At 71.3% G+C, this 20,946-nt stretch carries 8 protein-coding genes; 2 read left to right on the top strand and 6 right to left on the bottom strand.

Features of this window, described 5'->3' with window-relative positions; genetic code table 11:
- Nucleotides 1-12: 12 nt before the first annotated feature.
- The 3 genes from Q343_RS0108900 to adhE all read right to left on the bottom strand — a co-directional run bounded on the left by Q343_RS0108900 (nt 13) and on the right by adhE (nt 13,968).
- The gene (locus Q343_RS0108900) at nt 13-8,715 is read right to left on the bottom strand and encodes an isopeptide-forming domain-containing fimbrial protein (RefSeq protein ID WP_081829732.1); all 8,703 of its coding nucleotides are present in this window, start codon (nt 8,713-8,715) and stop codon (nt 13-15) included.
- Nucleotides 8,716-8,778: 63 nt separating this feature from the next.
- A complete protein-coding gene (gene ligA / locus Q343_RS0108895) occupies nt 8,779-11,040 on the bottom strand; it encodes an NAD-dependent DNA ligase LigA (RefSeq protein ID WP_029253233.1) in 2,262 nt (753 codons plus the stop codon).
- A 225-nt stretch (nt 11,041-11,265) separates the two neighbouring features.
- Complete coding sequence (gene adhE / locus Q343_RS0108890; RefSeq protein WP_029253232.1) at nt 11,266-13,968, bottom strand: bifunctional acetaldehyde-CoA/alcohol dehydrogenase; 2,703 nt, start codon at nt 13,966-13,968, stop codon at nt 11,266-11,268.
- A 156-nt stretch (nt 13,969-14,124) separates the two neighbouring features.
- Between adhE and Q343_RS0108885 the strand changes: the two genes are divergently transcribed.
- Nucleotides 14,125-16,206, top strand: a complete 2,082-nt coding sequence (locus tag Q343_RS0108885; protein WP_052367036.1) for a prolyl oligopeptidase family serine peptidase — start codon at nt 14,125-14,127, stop codon at nt 16,204-16,206.
- Nucleotides 16,207-16,231: 25 nt separating this feature from the next.
- On the opposite strand, the gene Q343_RS0108880 is transcribed toward Q343_RS0108885, so the two are convergent.
- Genes Q343_RS0108880 through Q343_RS0108870 form a run of 3 tightly spaced genes read right to left on the bottom strand, consistent with a single transcriptional unit; the run spans nt 16,232 to nt 19,673 of the window.
- On the bottom strand, nt 16,232-17,257 hold the full coding sequence (locus tag Q343_RS0108880) for a uroporphyrinogen decarboxylase/cobalamine-independent methonine synthase family protein (RefSeq protein WP_029253230.1): 1,026 nt from the start codon (nt 17,255-17,257) through the stop codon (nt 16,232-16,234).
- Nucleotides 17,254-18,456: a tRNA 2-thiouridine(34) synthase MnmA gene (gene mnmA / locus Q343_RS0108875; protein WP_029253229.1), complete on the bottom strand. Its 1,203-nt coding sequence runs from the start codon at nt 18,454-18,456 to the stop codon at nt 17,254-17,256. The genes Q343_RS0108880 and mnmA overlap by 4 nt, the downstream gene beginning before the upstream one ends.
- Nucleotides 18,456-19,673, bottom strand: a complete 1,218-nt coding sequence (locus tag Q343_RS0108870; RefSeq protein WP_029253228.1) for a cysteine desulfurase family protein — start codon at nt 19,671-19,673, stop codon at nt 18,456-18,458. The genes mnmA and Q343_RS0108870 overlap by 1 nt, the downstream gene beginning before the upstream one ends.
- Nucleotides 19,674-19,785: 112 nt before the next feature.
- Here Q343_RS0108870 and Q343_RS0108865 point away from each other — a divergent pair, with 112 nt between their 5' ends.
- Nucleotides 19,786-20,901, top strand: a complete 1,116-nt coding sequence (locus tag Q343_RS0108865; protein WP_052367035.1) for a phosphotransferase — start codon at nt 19,786-19,788, stop codon at nt 20,899-20,901.
- The last annotated feature ends 45 nt before the right edge of the window (nt 20,902-20,946 follow it).

Raw genomic sequence — 20,946 nt, 5'->3', positions numbered from 1 at the left:
GGCCCGACGGGTCTAGCGGCTCGAGGGGCGAGACCGGGTCGTCGCCACCGTCGCGGCACCCGCCGCCAGCAGAAGCAGTGCGAGCAGCGCTAGCTGCAGCACCTCTGCACCCGTCACCGGCAGCTGCTCACCCGGGATCGGCACGGTGAACGTCGCGTCGTCCGTGACCGGATCGCAGTCCGGGCACGCGCCGTCCGGCTCTCCGCCCGTGGCTGCCGCCACGTTCGTCACCTCGGCTCCTGCGCTCGCCTCGACCACCGCCACGACCGTGATCGGAGGTGTCCGGTCGCCGACGTCGAGCGGGTCGGCGTAGGTACAGGTCGCCGTCGCACCGCCGGTACCGCACTCCCAGCCCTCCCCCGAGGCTGACACGAGGGCCAGCCCGTCGGGCATCGTGTCCGTCACGACGACGGGCGCCGTGGTGGCGTTCGGCCCCTCGTTCGTGACGACGATCGAGAACGTCGCCTGCTCGTCGGGCTCGCCGACCACGATCTTGGAGATGTCGAGCACCGAGCGCGGTACGACCGGAGCGTCGTCCGTCGCGGAGTTGTTCGAGAGGTCGACGTCCTCGGACGGCGATTCCACGGTGACCCCGTTGGTGACGCTCGGATACGCGTCGGGCAGCACCTCGACCACCAGGGAGATCGTGGCGACGTCGTCGACGGCCAGCTCACCGTCGACGGCGCACGACACCACCTGCCCGTCCGCCTCGCATGCGACCGTGTCACCCTCGGCCGAGACGAACTGCACCCCGTCGGGCAACGTGTCGGTGACGACGACGGGCCCGGGGTCGGGTGTGGGGCCGAGGTTCGTGACGGTGATCGTCCATGCCCCCTGCTCCCCGACGACGAAGTCGGCGTCATGGCTCTTCGCCACGGCAAGGTCCACCTCGGGCGGGACGTCGACGGTGTCGGACGCCGTGTTGTCGTCGAGGTCGAGCTCCGGCGTCACTGTGGCCGCGGTCGCGACGTTGACGACCTCCGGATAGGCCTCCGCGTCCAGCACCACCGTCACGACGATCGGCGGAGCGGTCACGCCCGGGTCGAGAAGAGCCCCGTCGCCGGAGCCGACGTACGAGCAGTCGACCGTCCCCTCGACCTCGGCGCATTCCCACCCCTCCCCCTCGGCGGCGACGAAGGAGGCCCCTGTCGGCAGCGGGTCGCTGACGGTCACGTCCTGCGCGACGGACGGCCCCGCGTTGGCGACGAGCACCTCGAACGTCAGCTCGTCACCCACCCTCGCCTCGCCGTCGTGCGTCTTGCTGATCGAGAGGTCCGCACGGCGCTCCACCGGCACCGTGTCGGTGTCCGTGTTGTCGCTCTCGTCGAGGTCGGCGGTCTCGGAGGTCACGGTCGCCGTGTTGACGTAGTCGCCCGGCTCTGCGTCGTCGGCGACGGCCACGACGACCTCGAGCGTCGGCGCAGATCCCCCGGCGACCACACCGGCGTCGTCGTCGAGCACACACGTGACCTCGGCACCGTCCGCGCTCGCGGCGCAGGCCCACGGCCCCGTCGCGCCGACGAAGGACAGTCCGTCGGGCAGAGTGTCGGTCACTGTGACCGGTCCCTGCGCATCCGACGGGCCGGCGTTCGCGACGTCGATCGTGAACGACGCCTCGGTGCCGGCGACCGCCGGGTCGAGAGCCACGTCGTGGGACTTGACGAGACTGAGATCGGCCGACGCCACGACGGTGACGGACGCGTCGTCGTCGTTGTTCGTCAGATCGTCCTCGGACGTCGCCGTCTGGACCCCCGCCGTGTTGACGAGCGAGGTCCCGGCCGGGATCGCCGAGTCGACCGACGCGACGACCTCGATCGTCGTCGACGACGGATCGGCCGGGGGCACGGGAGCCGCGATCGTGTCGGTACGGCAGACGAAGCTACGGCCCGTCGTCACGCAGCGCCAGCCCTCGCCCGTGGCCGAGACGGGTGTCATGCCGATCGGCAGGTAGTCGGCGACGAGCACGGTGTCGGCGTCCGACGGTCCGAGGTTCGAGACCTCGAGCTCGTAGGTGACACGCGTGCCCGCGACGACCTCGTCCGGGCCGTCGACGCTCTTCGACAGGGACAGATCTGTCACGTCGATGACGGTCACCGGGTCGAGGTCCGTGTTGTTGGTGACGTCAGGGTCCGGCAGCACACCGTCGACGCTTGCCCTGTTCTCGAGCGTGGACGGTCCCGCGTCGGGCAGGACGAGCACGGTGATCTCGATGGGCTCCGCGAGCGTCGGACTGTCGTCCGACCCGGCGGCCAACGACTCGTCGCTCGTGCACGTGACGAACGCCTCGGGATTCTCGTCACATCCCCAACCGGGACCGCCCGCGGACACCAGGGTCACGCCGTCGGGCAGCGCGTCCGTGACGGTCAGGGGGCCCTCCGTGCTGGACGGCCCGCGGTTCTCCACCTGCACGGTCCAGGTGAGTTCCGTGCCGGCCACGGCGTCACCCTCGTGCGACTTCACGACCGCGAGGTCGGCCTCGGAGTCGTACTGCGTGTCGTCGACGTCGGTGTTGTTCACCTCGTTCGGGTCAGGGGTCGACGAGTCGACGGTGGCACTGTTGACGAACTCACCTGCGCCGAGATCGGGGTCGATGTCGACCGTGACGTCCACAGAGACCTCCGCGCCGACGGGAAGGTCGCCGTCGAGGACGCACTCGACCTCGTCGAGCCCGTCCGTCCCAGGCGAGGACGAGCAGGTCCACGAGCCCTCTCCACCACCGGACGCGCTGTACTGCAGACCGTCCGGGAGCGTGTCCGTCACGGTCACCGGGGCAGCTGCCGTCGACGGACCGGCGTTCACGACCGTGAAGGTGTAGGTGCCCTGGCTGCCCGCGACGAACGAGCCCTCGTGCGACTTCTCGATCACCAGATCGGCGGAGGTCAGCAGATCGGCGGTGTCCGTCGCGGTGTTGTTCGCCCCGTCAGGGTCCGACGTCGTCGGGGTCACGGTCGCCGTGTTCTCGAGGCTGCCGTTCGCGGCCTCGTCGATCTGCCCGACCACCGTGATCTGCGGTGCCACCGAGGCCGCAGGCAGGACGCTGTCCCGCTCGCAGCGCACGTCCCGGCCTGTACCCGAGCACTCCCACCCGTCTCCTGTCGCACTGTCGAACGTCACGCCAGTGGGGAGCGTGTCCTCGACGACGATCACGGGCTGCGAGTCCGAGGGCCCCAGGTTCGTGACGTCGACCGTCCACGTTCCGAGGGTGCCCGCGGTGAGGTCGCCTGCGTGGGCCTTGTCGATCTCCAGATCGGCGACCGCCGAGACCGTCGCGACATCGGTGGCCGTGTTGTTCTCCTCCTCCGGGTCGTAGGTCCGGGAGTCGACGAACACCTCGTTGACCAGGTCCGTGCCCTCGACCACGTCCGCGGGCACGTCGGTCTCGACCGTGAGGGGCGGAAGGCTCTCACCGACCGCCAGAAGCTCGCCCGGCACGTCACGGTCGCAGAGGATTGACGCCGGCTCCGTGGTCAGGTCGGTCTGGCACGTCCACCCGTCGCCGGTCGCCGCGGCCGTCTCGACCTCGTCCGGCAAGGAGTCGAGCACCGTGAACGGCCCGACAGCCGTGTCCGGGCCGGCGTTCGACACCTCGACGGTCCATGTCAGCGGCTCGCCCGCCACGACAGGCTCGTCATGAGTCTTGGTCGCGACCAGGTCGGCACTGGCGATATAGGTCTCGCCGGACGCATCTGCCTCGTACGGCCCCACCGCGTTGCCCGGAGCGCCGGACTCGTCCTCCCCGGTCACGGCCACCGTGTTGACCTGCGGCACGTCGCTGCCGACGTTCGGCACGACGTCGGGCGTCGGGACCAGCTCGTAGGTCGCTGTGACGCTCGTCCCGGGCGGCAACGTCGCCACGTCCTCGTAGCGGACCGTGTCGCCGTCGAAGTCAGGCTCGACGTCCCCGAGGTACGCACCGTCGTCGACCGTGAGCTGCAGGCTTCCTTCGACGAAGTCCCATCCGGACGGGATGGTGTCCTCCGCATCGACTCCGAACGCCGTCGCGTCGCCGACGTTCGTCACCGTCACGCTCCACGTGAACGGTTCGCCGATGTACGCCGGCGACTCTGAGACCGGGGACTTGGCGACGTCGAGCTCGGGAAAGTCAGGGGCGACGTCGGCGTCCGTCGTCGGGCCGACGTACTGGCGGCCTCCCTCGTCCTCGATCCCCAGGCTGAAGTACGACTCGAGCGCCGCCTCGTTCGTCAGGGCGTCCCCCGTCAGGGTGACGCTGGGCGCGAGGACGGCGGTGTACTGGAGGTCCGCCGTCTGACCGGGGCCGAGCGGGCCCGCGAGGTCGGACGGTGTCCACGTGATCGTCCCTCCGCCGTTTACGGGGTCTGCTCCCGTCAGCTCGCCGCCTGCGGTGATCGATGCCGGGTCGACGACGACGCCGTCCGGGACCGTGTCGACGACGGTCCCGCTGTGTGCGTCGCTCACGGTCGGGCCGTCGGCGTTGCTCAGAGTGAGGGTGTAGGTGAACTCCTCGGTGGGATCGGGCGCGGTGTTGCTCACAGACTTGGTGATCGACATCTCCGGCTCGACGACCGACGCCGTCGCGGTGGCGGTCTGACCCGTCTCCGTGAAGGGGCCGTTCGCGTCGACGGGGTCCGGGTCGTCGGCGTCCAGGTTCCAGGCCGTCGAGGCGTCGTTGACCACCTGGTCACCGGCGCTCAGGCCGTCCTCGTCGGCCAGTCGACCGCGGTAGACGACGGTGATCCGGCGCTCCGCGGCTGATCCGAGGACGTCGCCGAACGACCACGCCGCCGTGGTGGACCCGTCGGCGTTCTCGACGCTGGGCAACGGAGTTCCCCGCAGGTCGCAGAACGTGATCCCGTCGGGGCCGATCTCCGTGCACAGTGCCCGCACCAGCTCGATCTGGTCGATCCCTGCCGGAATCTGGTCGACGATCGCGGCGTCGTAGTACGAGGTGTTGGGCGGTACCTCGACGGTGACCCGCCAGGTGAACCGCTCCCCGATCGTGGCCTGCGACGGTGACACGGTCTTCGTGATCCCCGCGCCCGCGACCGTCACGCTCGACGTGTCCGTGACCGTCGCGGTCCGCTCGTCCGGGTTGTCCGGGGCGAACGGGTCGGACTTGCCGTCGTCGAGCGTGCCCGCGGAGAAGGCGACCGTGTTCGTGTAGGTAGCCCCCGCGACGGCGTCGTCGGTGAGCACGGCCGTGTAGGAGAGCTCAACCGCCGCTCCGGGCTCGATCGTGCCCACCGACCAGACGAGCCGGGTGGTGCCCGCGGGGCACCCGTTGGCCCCGTCCCCCGGGCTCGCGGTGCCGGCAGGATCCAGGAACGCGACGAAGATCAGCTCGGCCGGGAGGCAGTCGACGACGAAGCCGTCGTGCAGAGGCGGCCGCGGCACGCCGTTGGCACTCGTCGCGTCGTTGCCCGCGACCACCGTGAACGTGAGCTCCTCACCACCCGGCACGGGCCCGAGGGAGCTGTTCGACTTCTCGACCGTGGGCCGGGGCTGACGGAGCTCGACCTGTGCGTCGTCCGTGACGGCGGGCAGGGCTGCGCCACCCGCCGTCTCCAGGCTCCTGAACCGGGCGGTGTTCGTGACCGGGACGCCGTTCTGGGACGCCGTGAGCGCTTCGTCCGTCACGAGCACCGTGACCGTCACCTCGAACGCCTGGTCCGCGTCCGTCGCGTTCTGGTAGGCGTCGCCGAAGTCGACGGTCCCCGTCGCGGGGTCGATCGTGACCGGTGCCGGGACCGGCGCGGTGGCGTCGCCGTCCGCATCGGGGAAGAACGCGAGCGTGGCGTCACCCGTCGGCACGAGACCCGACGGAAGAGTGTCCTGCAGGTCGGCCTCGTACACCGTCGTGTTGGCCGGCACGATCGCTCGGTACGCGTACGTGACCTCCTCGCCGACGGTGGCCTGGGAGGGAAGGTCGTTGTTCGTCTCCTCGATGGACGTCGTGGCGGACTTCTCGACCTCGACCCCCGGGACGACGACGTTCGACCCGTCCGACGCCGACGGAGCGGTCTGGTCAGCCTCTTCGACCGACAGGTCGACGTTCCCCTGCGGGTAGAGGACCTCCAACGTGTCGTCGACGTTGGTCTCCGAGACGAAGGACCTGACGTATGCCGTGTCGTCGTAGCGCTGACCGGCCCCCGCGTCGTCGGGGATCGTCACGTCGTACAGGGTGGTCACGGTCTCACCGGGCGCCACCAGCTGATCCGCAGGGTTCGACGGGTCGACGGGATACTCCACGCGCAGCAGGCTCCACGAGTCAGAACCCGCGAACTCCGGGTGGGCGGAATCGCCCGGGTCGGTGCAGGTGACGGTCGGCGTTCCGGCGATCGACGGGTCCGGGACGACGTTCGAGACGTCGACACACCGGATCCCGGTCTCGAGGACGTCCCAGACCGAGAACGCGCCGACAGGGTAGCCGTCGGGTCCGCCCGGGACCCCCTCGTGGGTCACGTCGACGCGAAACGTCACCACGGACCCCGCCGCGACCTCGGATCCGTCGACGTCCGACCCAGGGCCGTTGGGACCGGTGGCCGGCTCATCCACCGACTCGACCCCCTTGACGATGCCGACGGGAGGAACCGGGTCGATCTGGACGACGGCCTTGTCGCGGATCGTCGTCGACGTCCCGTCCGTCGCCTCGCTCCGCCCCTTGAGCAAGTTCGGTGCGTCGAGCGTCCCGGGCCCGGGCGCCGGCGTCGTCACCTCCGCCTGCAGCACGATCTCGAACACGGCTCCCCGATCGACGAATCGCGCTCCGTCCCTCTCTTCACCGACGAGGAAGACGACCTTCGACCCGTCCGGCGCGGCGGTCTCGGAGTAGTCGACGACCGTGTTCCCGTCGCCCGGGGTCGCCGACCCGGCGACGTACGACTGCCCGGCGGGGAAGAGGTCGGCGAGCTCGGCGTTCCGGGTCTGGGCCTCGTCGGAGAACTGGACGCGCAGGCCGTAGCAGATCCGGTCGCCGAGCCGGAACTCACGCTGGTCCGCGTCGACGTCGTCCGGTTCGGCATAGTCACCCAGATCCGTCGAGCAGACGCCTCCCGAGTCGGCGCGGCCGAGCATCGTCTTCGTCAGCGTCAAGCCGCTCGCGGCCATGGTCACCTCGGACTCGTCCGCCACCTGCTGCTCGCCCGACTCGCCGGTCCCGGCGACCGGGGTCGTCGTGGCCGTCAGCTCGACAGAGTTCGTGAACGAGTCGCCGGCCGCCGTGGGCACCCCTGTGCCGAGGTAGGCGGGGAGCATCCTGACCTGGTAGGTGATGGTGAGCGTGTCGTTCTCCGCCAGCGTCGTCGGCGCGAACGAGACGTCGAACGTCCCGTCGGCGTTCTGCTCCACCGAGTCGTACGGCGTCGACGGTGCCGTCGTCGCAGCACCTTCGCAGTCGGCGACACCGCCGGCGTAGTTCGTCCCGGCGTCCCCGAGCGGGCACAGACCGTCAGGCACGACGTCCTCCACGACGATCGGATCGGCGGAGACGTACTCGCTGGAGTCGATCACGATCGTGTACGTGCCGATCTCACCGGCGGTGAAGTCCTCGGGCTCCACCGTCTTGCGCATCCGGACGTCCTCGACCGTGACGGTCTCGGTCGCAGTGTCGCCCAGCCTCGTCGCGCCACCCGGTGCGACGTCGCCCAGGTAGTCGCCCTCGACGGAGACCAGGTTCGTCGCCGTCGCCTCGGCGTCCGTCTCCCTCGTGGACGGGCCCGTGTTGTTGTCCAGGTTCGCCGTCGACTCCGGAGCGGGGTCCGCCGTCCACAGGACGTTCTCCCGCAACGGGACCCCCGCCGCATAGTGGAGCTCAAGCTCGGTACCGGCGTCGATCGCCGGAATCTGCCACTCGACGCGGGTGTAGACACCGCCAGGAAGCCCGCTCGGGTCGATCACCGTGGTGACGGAGTCGGGCTCGACACAGGGAGACAGCGCGGGCGGGACGAGCGGGCCCGAGCCCGGGTACTCCTCGCCGCCGGTGGTGTTGTCGGGGCCGCCGTCACAGCCGAGGTACTCGAGGCTCGCGGGCAGGTGGTCGACCACGACCACGTTCTCGCTGCCCGCGGCCGGCGCGCTCCGTACGGTGACCGTGTACTCGGTCACGTTGTCGTGGACGCCCCGCAGGAGCTCACCCTCGGGACTGGGCTCCCCCTTGGAGATGACGAGGCCCGTCACGGTCGTCGCGGTCGACGGTGAAGCGGCCGTCGCGTCCGACGTACCGCCGACGACGTTGCCGTCGGCATCGAACTCCGGGGAGACGAACGGGTCCTCGCTGGTGTACACCTCGCCGCTGTTGGCGACGACGGAGCCCGCCGGGTACACCGCGGGGTCCGGCTGCACCTGGAACGTGATCGTGACCGAGCTGCCGGGGAGCACGTCGTCGACGTCGGCCCAGGTGAGAGTCTGCTGGCCCGTCGAGGCGTCCGTGGCGACAATCGGGTCGCCGAGATCCTCGGGCGTGGTCGACCCGGGGACGTACGTCAGCCCGGGTGCGAGCTCGTCCCGAAAGCTCCCGTTGAACTCCGCTGCTCCCGAGCCGTCGTTCGTCGCCGTCAGCGTGTACGTGATCGGTTCCCCGGCGAGCACCTCGCCCGCCGCCGACTTCGAGACGGCGAGTCCTGGCGCAGCGAGCGCCGCGGGTGCCGGGACGAGCCCCACGAGCGCGAGGCTGAGTGCGGCGGCGGTGGCGACGCGCCGAAGAACCACGGCACGGAGAAGGCGAGGTGGGTGGCTCATATCACAATAGTGACGGAATATCCGCACGCTGCACGTCGAGGAGCGCTGGTCAGACCCACCCGCCTACCCGAGGGCCGACGGCCCGCCGTCGAGGAGCGTGGCGAACCCGTCCTCGTCGAGGATCGTCAGGCCGAGGTCGCGTGCCTTGGCCTCCTTGGACCCGGCGTTCTCCCCGACCACGACGAAGTCCGTCTTCCTGGACACCGACCCCGAGGCCTTGCCGCCGCGAGCGATGATCGCCTCCTTGGCCCCGTCCCGGGAGTAGTTCTCCAGCGATCCGGTGACGACGACGGTCACCCCCTCGAGGGTGCGTGGCGTCGACTCGTCGCGCTCCTCCGCCATGTTCACGCCGGCCTTCGCCCAGGCGTCGATGATGTCCCGGTGCCAACCCACCTCGAACCATGCCGTCACCTGCTCGGCGATCGTCGGACCGACCCCCTCGACGGCGGCGAGCTCTTCGAGGGACGCCGCCCGGATCGCGTCGACCGAACCGAACCAGCCGGCGAGCGCCCGGGCGGCGACGGGACCCACGTGCCGGATGTTGAGGCTGACCAGCACGCGCCAGAGGTCCTTCTCCTTGGCCTTCTGGAGCTCGTCGATCAGCGTCTGCGCCTGCGCCGAGGCCTCGTACAGCGACTCCCCCGCCTCGACGGCCGCGGTCTCGGCGGCCTTGGAGAGCCTGCGTCTCTTCTGGAAGGGACGCGCGACCTTGACCTCCAGGGTCGACCCGTCGGCGATCGTGATCTCGGCCGACTCGCCGACGCCCTCGTACGTCCGTGGCAGCCCGGTCTCCGGGTCGCGGACGACGACCTTGATGGGGGCGAGCTGGTCGACGGTGAGGTCGAAGAGGCCGGCCTCGGTGCGCAGGGGCGGCTCTGCCGGTTCGAGGGGCTGGGTCAGGGCCGCAGCCGTGACCTCGCCGAGCGCCTCGATGTCGAGACCTCCCCGCGAGCCGATGTGCTCGACCCGTCCGCGCACCTGGGCCGGGCAGGACTCGGCGTTGGGGCAGCGCAGGTCGACGTCGCCCTCCTTCATCGCGCGCAGGGGCGTCCCGCACTCGGGGCACTCGGTCGGCATCACGAAGTCCTCGCGCGGGTACCCGTCGTCCGCGAGCGCAGCGACGGGCCCGAGGATCTCCGGGATGACGTCGCCGGCCTTGCGCAGGACGACCACGTCGCCGATTCGGACGCCCTTGGCCCGCACGACGTCCTGGTTGTGGAGGGTGGCCTGCCGCACCGTGCTGCCCGCGACCTTGACCGGCTCCATGACGGCGTACGGCGTGGCACGCCCGGTCCGGCCGACACCGATCTGGATGGCCAGCAGACGGGTGTTGACCTCTTCGGGCGGGTACTTGTACGCGATGGCCCAGCGGGGCGCTCGACTGGTCGCCCCGAGCCGGCGCTGGTGGGCGAGCTCGTCGACCTTGACGACGATGCCGTCGAGCTCGTGCTCGATGTCGTGGCGGTGCTCCCGGTAGTGCTCGATCATCTCGTTCACGCCGTCGAGCCCGGCGACGACGCGGTTGTGCGGCGAGACCGGGACACCCCAGGTGGAGAAGAGCTCGTACGCGGCGGACTGACGGTCCAGCTCGGCGTGGTCCCCGGCGTCCCACTGCAGGGCGCCGACCCCGTGCGCGTACATCTGCAGGTTGCGGGACGCCGTCACGGCGGGGTCCTTCTGCCGCAGGGACCCGGCGGCGGTGTTGCGCGGGTTGGCGTACGGCTCGTTCCCGGCGGCGACCAGCGACTCGTTCAGCGCCGCGAAGTCGTCGACGCCGAGGAAGATCTCACCCCGGATCTCGATGACGTCGGGATGTCCACCGGGGTCGCCGGCGAGCTGGTGCGGGATCCCCGCGATCGTCCGGACGTTCGCGGTGACGTCCTCGCCGACCCGACCGTCGCCCCGCGTGACCCCGCGGACGAGGCGGCCCTTCTCGTAGGTCAGCGCGATGGCGAGACCGTCGATCTTGACCTCGCACAGGTACTCGACCCGCGCGTCGTCGTCCATCTGCAGCTCACGGTGCACCCGCACCGCCCACGCCGCCAGGTCGTCGGTGGAGAACGCATTGTCGAGCGAGAGCATCCGCTCGCGATGCTCGACGGGGGCGAACCCTGCGGCCACCTGCCCGCCCACCCGCTGGGTGGGAGACTCGGGCGTCGCGAGGCCCGGATGCGCTGTCTCGAGCTCCTCGAGCTCGCGCATGCGTGTGTCGTACGCCGCGTCGGACGACGTCGGCGCGTCGTCCTCGTAGTACGCGCGCTGGTCGGCCTCCACCTGAGCCACGAGCTCGGACCAGCGGCGCTGCGCCGACTGCTCGTCGAGCATCTGTGCCCCGTCCGTGCCGTCGGCGGGTTCCGGTGCGGGGTTCGTCGTCTCGCTCACGCACCCATCATCGCGCGACCGCCGGACATACGCCGCACGGTGTCCGCGGTCGACGACTCGTCCGTGGGTACGCGAACGGCCCGACGACGCCGAAGGGGGGTGAACGTCGTCGGGCCGCGACGGGCGGCCGGGCCGCCCGTTTCCGCCGGGTGGGCGGAAGCTATCGCGTCACTTCTTCTTGGCCGGGGTCGGCTGCGCCTCCTCGGCCGTCGGGGCCGAACCCTTGCGGGCCTCGCGGACCGCCACCCGCGACGTCCCGTCGTACGCCGCGACGAGGATGTCCTTGATGTCCTCAAGCAGCGGGATGCGCGGGTTCGCCGGGGCGCACTGGTCCTCGAACGACCGCAGGGACAGCATGTCGAGGTTCGACTTGAACGCCTGCTCGTCGACACCCTGCTCGCGGAAGCTCGCCTCGATCCCCACCTTCGAGCGCAGCACCTCCACCGCCCGGGCGTAGGACTCGACCGCCTCGTCCGGCGTGGACGCCGGCAGGCCGAGGTGGCGGGCGATCTCCTGGTAGCGCTCCGGCGCGACGTACCGCTCGGCCTTGGGCCAGCTCGTGGCCTTCGCCGGGATCTCGCCGTTGTAGCGGATCACGTGCGGCAGCAGGACGGCGTTGGTCCGCCCGTGCACGAGGTTGTACGTCGACCCGACGGTGTGCGCCATGGCGTGCACCATCCCGAGCATCGCGTTGGCGAACGCCATCCCGGCGATCGTCGCGGCGTTGTGCATCTTCTCGCGGGCGAGCGTGGCGTCACCGCCGACCGTCACCGACGTCTCGATGTGCTCGAAGACCATCTTGATGGCCTGCAGGCACAGGCCGTCGGTGAAGTCGTTGGCGTAGACGGAGACGAACGCCTCGGTCGCGTGCGTCAGGGCGTCGAAGCCGGAGTCCGCGGCGAGCTTGGCCGGCATGGTCTGCGTCAGCACGGGGTCGATGATGGCCACCGACGGCGTGAGCGCGTAGTCCGCCAGCGGGTACTTGAAGCCGGTGGCCGGGTCGGAGATCACCGCGAACGGGGTCACCTCGGAGCCGGTGCCCGACGACGTCGGGATGCACACGAGCTGGGCACGGTCGCCGAGCGGCGGAAACTTGAAGGCGCGCTTGCGCACGTCGAAGAACTTCTCGCGGGTGTCGGCGAAGTCGATCTCGGGGTGCTCGTAGAGCAGCCACATGACCTTGGCGGCGTCCATGGGTGACCCGCCACCGACGGCCACGATCGTGTCGGGCTGGAAGTGGCGCATGGCCTCGGCGCCCTTGGTGACCGTCCCGACGGTCGGCTCCGGCTCGATGTCGTCGATGATCTGGATCGACACCTTCTCGGACCGTGCGGCCAGCTGCCGGAGCACCTTGTCGACGACGCCGATCTGGGTCATCACCGCGTCGGTGACGATCGTGACCTTGTGGACGTCGCGCATGTCCGAGAGGTACTTGATCGAGTTCGGCTCGAAGTAGGTCTTGCCGGGGACCTTGAACCACTGCATGTTGTTGTTACGGCGCGCGACGCGCTTGACGTTGATGAGGTTCACCGCCGAGACGTTGTTGGAGACGGAGTTGCGTCCGTACGAGCCGCAGCCGAGCGTCAGCGACGGGATCAGGGCGTTGTAGATGTCGCCGATGCCGCCGAGCGCCGACGGCTGGTTCCACAGCACGCGGACGGCCTTGACACGGTGGCCGAACTCCTCGACGAGCTCCTGGTCGCTCGTGTGGATGGCCGCGGAGTGACCCAGTCCGTCGAACTCGACCATCTGCTCGGCCAGGGTGATGCCCTCCTCGCGGGAGTGCGAGCGCAGCACCGCGAGCACCGGCGCCAGCTTTTCGCGCGACAGCGGCTCCTGCGGGCCGACGCCGTCGATCTCGGCCAGCAGCAGCGACGTCCCCTCGGGGACGGAGAACCCGGCCTGGGCGGCGATCCACTCGGCGGACTGCCCGACGACCGACGCGTTGAGCTTGGCGTCGCCGCAGTTGGAGCCGGTGGCCTCGACGCCGAAGATGAACTTCTCGAGGAGCGCCTTCTCGGCGGCGGTGGTCCGGTAGGCGTGCAGGCGCGCGAACCCGGCCATCGCCTCGTCGTAGATCGCGTCGTCGAGGATCGCGGCCTGCTCGGAGGCGCAGACCATGCCGTTGTCGAACGACTTCGAGATCACGAGGTCGTGCACGGCCCGGCCGACGTCGGCGGTCCGCTCGACCCAGGCCGGGACGTTGCCCGCGCCGACGCCCAGCGCCGGCTTGCCGGCCGAGTACGCGGCACGGACCATCGCGTTGCCGCCGGTCGCGAGGATGAGCGAGACGCCGTCGTGGTTCATCAGCGCGCCCGTGGCGTCGATTGAGGGGTGCTCGACCCACTGGATGCAGTCCACCGGAGCTCCGGCGGCGACGGCGGCGTCGCGGACGACAAGCGCGGCGGCGACCGAGCACTCCTGGGCGGCCGGGTGGAAGGCGAAGACGATCGGGTTCCGGGTCTTGAGGGCGATCAGCGCCTTGAAGATCGCCGTCGAGGTGGGGTTCGTGACCGGCGTGATGCCCGCGACGACCCCGACGGGCTCCGCGATCTCGACGATGCCGTTGACCTCGTCGCGGCCGATGACGCCGACGGTCTTGAGGTTCGCCATGGAGTGGGGCACGTGCTCGCAGGCGAAGATGTTCTTGGTCGCCTTGTCCTCGAAGACTCCGCGCCGGGTCTCGGCGACGGCCTGGAGCGCGAGCGACCCGTGCTCGTGCAGTGCGGCGATCGACGCCTTGGTGACGATGTGGTCGATCTGCTCCTGCGTGAACGAGCCGTAGTCGGCGAGCGCCTTGAGCCCGTTCGCGACGAGGACGTCGATCTCCGTCCCGGCGACGGTCTCGGGTGTCTTGCTACGTGCGGCCATCTGTCGGTTCCCCTCCTACGCGGCGGCGGCCCGCCGTCCGGACGAACGGCTCGTGGGGCCAGCCGCTTCGCTATGTGAATACTTTCACGAGCGACACGAGAATGGCACCCTTCCGGGCTGTCACGTCGATCACATCGCCCCACCTAGGGTGGTGCCATGCCCCTCGACGCCTCGTCCCCCGACCCCTACGCGTGGCTCGAGGAGGTGGACGGGCCCGCGGCCCTCGACTGGGTCGCGTCGCGCAACCGGGTCACGACGACGGACGTCGCCTCGACGTCGCGGTTCCGCGAGACGGAGCGCGCCGTCCGTGAGGTGCTCGACTCGGACGACAAGATCCCCGGGGTGTCGAAGATCGGCGACCTCTACTACAACTTCTGGCGCGACGCGGCCCACCCCCGTGGACTGTGGCGCCGCACCACGCTCGACTCGTACCGCACGGAACACCCCGACTGGGAGACCGTGCTCGACCTCGACGCGCTCAGCGAGGCGGAGGGCACCAGCTGGGTGTGGCACGGCGCGAGCATCCTGCGCCCCGACTGCGCTCGCGCCCTGGTCGCGCTCTCCCCCGGCGGGTCCGACGCCGACGTCACCCGTGAGTTCGACCTCGTCGACCTCCGGTTCGTCCCGACCGACGAGGGCGGGTTCGTCCGCGAGCAGGCCAAGGGGTCGTTGGGCTGGGTCGACGAGGACCACGTCTTCGCGGCCACCGACCGCGGACCGGGCACGACGACGACGTCCGGCTACCCCCGGACCGTCGTGCGCTGGACGCGCGGCACGCCGTTCGCCGAGGCCGAGCTCGTCTACGCCGGCGACGAGGACGACCTCTCGGTGGGTGCCGGACACTCCCGCACGCCCGGCTTCGAACGGGACGTCGTCCACCGGGCACGCACGTTCTACACGTCGGAGACCTACCTGCTGCGCGACGGCGACCTGACGATGATCGACGTCCCCCCGTCGGCCGAGGTCGGCTTCCACCGCGAGTGGCTGGTGATCGACCTGCGCGACGACTGGACCGTCGGCGGCAGGACGTTCCCGGCGGGGTCGCTGCTCGGCGTCGACCTCGAGACCTTCCTCGACGGCGGTCGCGAGCTGACGGCCCTGTTCACCCCGGGTCCGACGACATCGCTGGCCGGGGCGACGTGGACGCGCCACCACCTCGTCCTCACGACGCTCGACGACGTCAAGAACCGCCTGGAGGTCCTGACCCCGCCCCCGTCGGACGCGGCCGCCGGCACGCCGTGGACGCGGGCGCCGTTCGACGCCCTGCCCGCGCTCGGCACGGTCTCCGCCCGGGCGGTGGACCGCGAGGAGAGCGACGACGTCTGGATCCTCACCACCGACTTCCTCACGCCCTCGACCCTGGCGACGGCCGCCGTCGGACCCGGCGGCGCCTCCGCTCCCGAACCGCTCAAGCAGAGCCCCGCCTACTTCGAGACCGACGGGCTCCTCAGCGAGCAGCACTTCGCGACGTCGGACGACGGCACCCGCGTGCCCTACTTCGTCGTCCGTCCGAGAGACCTCGTGCTCGACGGCACCGCGCCCACGCTCCTCTCCGGGTACGGCGGCTTCGAGATCTCCCAGCTGCCTGCGTACTCGGGGACCGTCGGTCGGGCCTGGCTCTCGCGCGGCGGCGTCCACGTCGTCGCCAACATCCGCGGTGGCGGCGAGTACGGGCCGGGCTGGCACCAGGCGGCGCTGCGCGAGAACAGGCACCGCGCGTTCGACGACTTCGCGGCCGTCGCGCGCGACCTCGCAGCCCGTCGGATCACGAGCGCACCGCACCTCGGCGCCCGGGGCGGGTCCAACGGCGGCCTCCTGGTCGGCAACATGCTCACGCGCCACCCCGACCTCTTCGGCGCGCTCGCGATCGCCGTCCCGCTGCTCGACATGAAGCGGTACTCGCACCTGCTCGCCGGCGCGTCCTGGATCGCCGAGTACGGCGACCCCGACGTCCCGGGGGACTGGGAGTTCCTGCAGGACTTCTCGCCCTACCACCGGTTCGACCGGGACCGGACCTACCCCCCGGTCCTGTTCACGACGTCGACGAAGGACGACCGCGTCCACCCCGCGCACGCACGGAAGATGGCCGCGATGATGCTCGACGCCGGCAAGGACGTCACCTACTACGAGAACGTCGAGGGCGGTCACGGCGGCGCCGCCGACAACAGTCAGGCCGCGTTCATGGCCGCCGTCCAGTACGAGTACCTGTGGGAGCACCTCGCCCCGACGGACGGCTAGAGGTCTGCCCGACCGACCGTCCGGCTCAGGCCGAGGCGCGCTCCGCGAGGACGGCCGCCGCCCGGCCGAGGTTGCCAGTGACGGCACGGGCCTGGTCGAGGGACCCGCGGGCGACCTCGTCGCCCGACTCGACGAGCGTGACGCCGTCGAGCCCCACGACCGGGAGCCCGACCCGTCGCCACGGCACCGCCACCGCGTCGGCGAGCGCGACGACGTCCGGCCCGGAGCACTGGGAGACCTGCGCGGGAGGCAGGGCCGCCCACAGCGCCACCCCACGCTCGGCGGCGGTCGCGACCTGCTCCCAGAGCCGCTCGTCCCAACGGCCCGGCACGAGGTCCAGGCCGAGCGCGTCGGCACCGGCCAGGACGATCGGCCCGACCACGCTCCAGGAGGCCCCACCGTGCACGACGACGCGTGCCCCCGCCGCATGGACCGCGTCGACCACCGTGCGCAGGCCCTCCACGACCTCCGGGCCGGGTACGGCGCGGATCCGGGAGTACCCGCTGAAGGTCGGGAGGACCCCGGCGCCCACCTGGGCCAGGAGCGGCTCGTCCAGGTGCACGACGACGTCCGCGCCCGGCACCAGTCGTCTGACGTCGGCGACGTGGTCGGCCAGCCCGACGGCCAGGGAACCGGCGAGGTCCGCGCGCGCCCCCCGGTCGCCGAGAACACGGTCGCCCCGTGCGAGGTACAGCTCCGCCGACTGCGTCCACGGGCCACGGGCCGAGAGGACGAGCGACCCGGCATACCCGGACGCCGCGATGCTCAGCGCCTCGACGTCGTCCCGCAGCAGCGCGCGGGCATGCCGCTCGTCGGCGCCCGGGCGGTCGGCCAGCTTCCACCCGTGCGGGCCGATCTCGACGGAGAGGTCCTCGAGCAACACGCCGGTGCGCCCGACGGCGTCCGACCCGGGACCTCGCGTCGGCAGCTGTACCAGCGCGGGAGCCGCGTCGACGCCCGTGGGCACCTCCGCGAGGTCGCCCCAGAGCACCAGGTGCGCCTCGAGCGGTTCGAGACCGGGGCGCGGCCCCCGGGCCGCGACGGTCGTCACGACGCGGCCCGCCGGCCCGCGGACGTGCGCGCGGAGGAGGTCACCGTCGCCTGCCCGAGCACGCGGGTGCCGCGGTAGACGACGAGCGACTGCCCCGCCGCGACACCGCGCAGGGTTGCGCCCACGAGCTCGACGGTCAGCACCGCGCCCGGCAGCGCCTCGGGGTCCTCGAGCACGTCGGACCCGGTGATCCGCGCACGCGCGGCCACGGGCTCCCCGTGAGCACGTACCTGCGCCTCGACGGCGACCCAGCCGTCCTCGTCAGCGTCGTCCAGCACGTCGGGCGCGAGCCACGAGACCTCTCCTCCGACGATCGTGTCCACGCTCAGCAGCTCCGCGGCACCGACGACCACCTGGTTGGTGGTCGTGTTCACGTCGAGCACGTACCGGGGCCGGCCGTCGGCGGCCGGGGCGTCGATCCCCAGCCCCTTGCGCTGGCCCACCGTGTACGAGTACGCGCCGTCGTGCTCACCGAGCACGGTGCCCTCCGCGTCGACGATCTCCCCCGGACGGGACCCCAGACGGTCCCGCAGGAACCCCTGGGTGTTGCCGTCGGCGACGAAGCAGATGTCGTACGAGTCGGGCTTGTTCGAGACCGACAGCCCGCGACGCTCGGCCTCGGCACGCACCTCGTCCTTGGACGCGAAGCCGCCGAGCGGGAACATCGATCGCTCCAGCCTGTCGCTGCCCATCACGGCGAGCACGTACGACTGGTCCTTCTGCTCGTTCGGCGAACGGTGCAGCTCGGTCACCGTCCGCACCGCGCCCGGCTCGGCGCCCGTGCGCAGGTCGGGGACCTCGCGTCGGACGACCTGCGCGTAGTGACCCGTCGCGACAGCGTCGAACCCGAGCGCCGTGGCCTTGTCGAGCAACGCCTCGAACTTGATGTGCTCGTTGCACCGCACGCACGGGTTCGGGGTCCGCCCCGCCTCGTACTCGCTGACGAAGTCCGCGATCACCGTCTCCTCGAAGCGCTCGGACAGGTCCCACACGTAGTACGGGATCCCCAGCACGTCCGCCGCGCGCCGCGCGTCACCGGCGTCCTCGATCGAGCAGCACCCGCGCGACCCCGTCCGGAACTGGTCGCGGTTGCGCGAGAGCGCCATGTGGACGCCGACGACGTCGTGCCCCGCCTCGACGGCGAGCGCCGCCGCGACGGCGGAGTCCACCCCTCCGGACATTGCAGCCAGTACTCGCATCAGCGGGCTCCTCCCCCGGTCGCCGTCCGTCGAGTGCTCGTCAGGCCGGCGGCCCGGGCCCGGTCGACGACGTCCGGCAGGACGGTCAGCAGTCGGTCGATATCTGTGTCGGTCGTGGTGGCCCCGAGCGAGAACCGCAAGGCCCCGCGCGCGTCGTCCTCGGGCACGCCCGTCGCGAGGAGGACGTGCGACGGCTGCGGGACTCCCGCCTGGCAGGCGGAGCCCGTCGACGCCTCGACCCCGGCGGAGTCGAGCAGGTACAGCAACGAGTCCCCCTCGCACCCCGGGAACGTGAAGTGGGCGTTCGCCGGCAGTCGAAGTCCCGAGTCGAGAGCCGGACCGCGCAGCGTCGCGTCCGGCACACCGGCCCGCACGCCGGCGACGAGCCGGTCTCGCAGGGCGGTCAGGCGTCGGGCTTCGTGCTCCTGGTCGGCGACCGCCTCGGTCACCGCGGTCGCGAAGGCCTGGACGGCGGCCGTGTCCACGGTGCCCGACCGCACGCCACGCTCCTGGCCACCGCCGTGGACGACCGGGGTGAGTGCGAGCCGCCGCGAGGCGAGGAGGGCACCGACGCCCACGGGACCGCCGATCTTGTGCGCGGTCACCGTCATCGCGTCCACGCCGCTCGTACCGAAGTCCACGGGAACCTGCCCGACGGCCTGCACGGCGTCGGTGTGCACGGGGATCCCGTACGGCCTCGCCGCCTGCACGACCTCGTCCACGGGCTGCAGCGTGCCGACCTCGTTGTTCGCCCACATCACCGAGACGACGGCGATCTCCGCGGCGTGTGCGGCGAGCTCGGCGCGCAGGGCCTCGACGTCCAGGCGACCGTCGGCGTCCACCGGCAGGAGCACGATCTCCGCACCAGAGTGCTCGGCCATCCAGAACGCGGGATCCAGGACGGCGTGGTGCTCCACGGCGGAGACGAGGATGCGTCGTCGTGCCGGGTCCGCGCTCCGCCGTGCCCAGAACGTGCCCTTGATCGCGAGGTTGTCGGCCTCCGTCCCGCCCGCCGTGAAGACGACGTCGCTCGGCCGGGCGCCGAGGGCGGAGGCGATCGCCTCCCTCGACTCCTCGACGGCACGCCGCGCGTCGCGGCCCGACGTGTGCAGCGACGACGCGTTGCCCGTCCGGGCGAGCGCCCGCGTGTACACGTCGACGGCCGCCGGCGACATGGGGGTCGTCGCGGCGTGATCGAGGTAGGTCGAAGGTTCCACGACAGACCAGTCTACGAACCGCCCGCAATCCTCCTCGCGCACACCGTCCTCCGGCAGTAGGTTGACCGGAGCAGCTTGCCGCCCGTGACCATCTACTCGAGAACCGGCCCCGATGACCGACGCTGTCCCGACGACGACCCCGATCCCGTTCGTCTCGCCCCCTGGTGCGGCCGTTCCCGACCCGCACACCACCTCGCCCGCCGGACCTGCGGACCTCCACGCGGCGGTAGGACCGCCGCAGAGCGGCGCGAACCGCATCAAGTGGCTCGACCTTCCCTCGGAGCTGCGGGACGAGATCGACGCGATGAACGGCTCCCCCGTCGTCGACGAGGCGTCGTCGACCACCGGGTTCAGTCCGGGTCTGGCCTCGGTGCTGACGCTCGCCGACGGCCGGCGCGTGTTCGTCAAGGCCGCCTCGGAGGCCACGGAGCCCTATACGGCGGACCTCCACCGCGCCGAGGGCGAGACAGCCGTGCGGATCCCCGACGAGGTCCCCTCACCCCGGTTCCTGTGGGCCCTGGACGACGAGTGGGTCGTCCTGGCGTTCGAGGTGGCCGAGGGGCGCCACCCGATCACGCCGTGGTCCCGGTACGCGCTCGCCCGCGTGCTCGCCGCCATCGACGACCTCGCCCGCGTGCCGGGAGCGCGCGACCTCGGACTCCGACCCACCGGGCCCGACCTGGCGGCACAGTGCACCGGCTGGGCACAGCTCGTCGCCGAGCCGAACCCCGGCCTCTCCGTGTTCGGCTCCTGGGTCCCCGAGCGGCTCGACGAGCTGGCCGAGCTGGAGAAGGGCGTGCTGATCGCGTGCGAGGGCGAGTCGATCGTCCACGGCGACCTGCGCGCCGACAACATCGTGGTCGCGGACGCCGGTGTCCAGCTGCTCGACTGGCCGTACGCGTCGCGCGGGGCGGCGTGGCTGGACCTCGCGCTGTTCCTGCCGAGCGTGGGCATGCAGGGCGTGGCGGCAGAGCTCAAGGGCGTCGACATCCGCTCGAGCGCCCGCGAGCGCGAGATGATGGGGCACGAGCTCGCGCGCGTCTTCGAGGCGCATCCCCTCGGCGGCACGGTCCACGAGCGGGACCTGCGCTCGGTCGTGGCCGGGATCACGGGTTACTTCCTGCACTCGGCGCTGCAGCCGGCGCCCGTATCGATCCCGCACCTGCGCGAGTTCCAGCGGGCTCAGGCCGTGGCCGCGCTCTCCTGGCTCGAACAGCTCATCGACTGACCGGTCGGTGGCGGGCCGCGTCATGGCCCGCCACCGGGTTCCCCG

Origin of the sequence: Paraoerskovia marina DSM 21750, assembly GCF_000701465.1 — a bacterium.
Classification (GTDB): Bacteria; Actinomycetota; Actinomycetes; order Actinomycetales; family Cellulomonadaceae; genus Paraoerskovia; species Paraoerskovia marina.
This window is presented reverse-complemented; position numbering and strand designations above follow the sequence as displayed.

Bases quoted from the DNA above. Each gene is read 5' to 3' on its own strand.
- Q343_RS0108865 (WP_052367035.1), top strand. From the start codon at position 19,786: ATGACCGACGCTGTCCCGACGACGACCCCGATCCCGTTCGTCTCGCCC.
- adhE (WP_029253232.1), bottom strand. From the start codon at position 13,968: ATGGCCGCACGTAGCAAGACACCCGAGACCGTCGCCGGGACGGAGATC.
- ligA (WP_029253233.1), bottom strand. From the start codon at position 11,040: ATGCTCGACGAGCAGTCGGCGCAGCGCCGCTGGTCCGAGCTCGTGGCT.
- mnmA (WP_029253229.1), bottom strand. From the start codon at position 18,456: ATGCGAGTACTGGCTGCAATGTCCGGAGGGGTGGACTCCGCCGTCGCG.
- Q343_RS0108900 (WP_081829732.1), bottom strand. From the start codon at position 8,715: ATGAGCCACCCACCTCGCCTTCTCCGTGCCGTGGTTCTTCGGCGCGTC.
- Q343_RS0108885 (WP_052367036.1), top strand. From the start codon at position 14,125: ATGCCCCTCGACGCCTCGTCCCCCGACCCCTACGCGTGGCTCGAGGAG.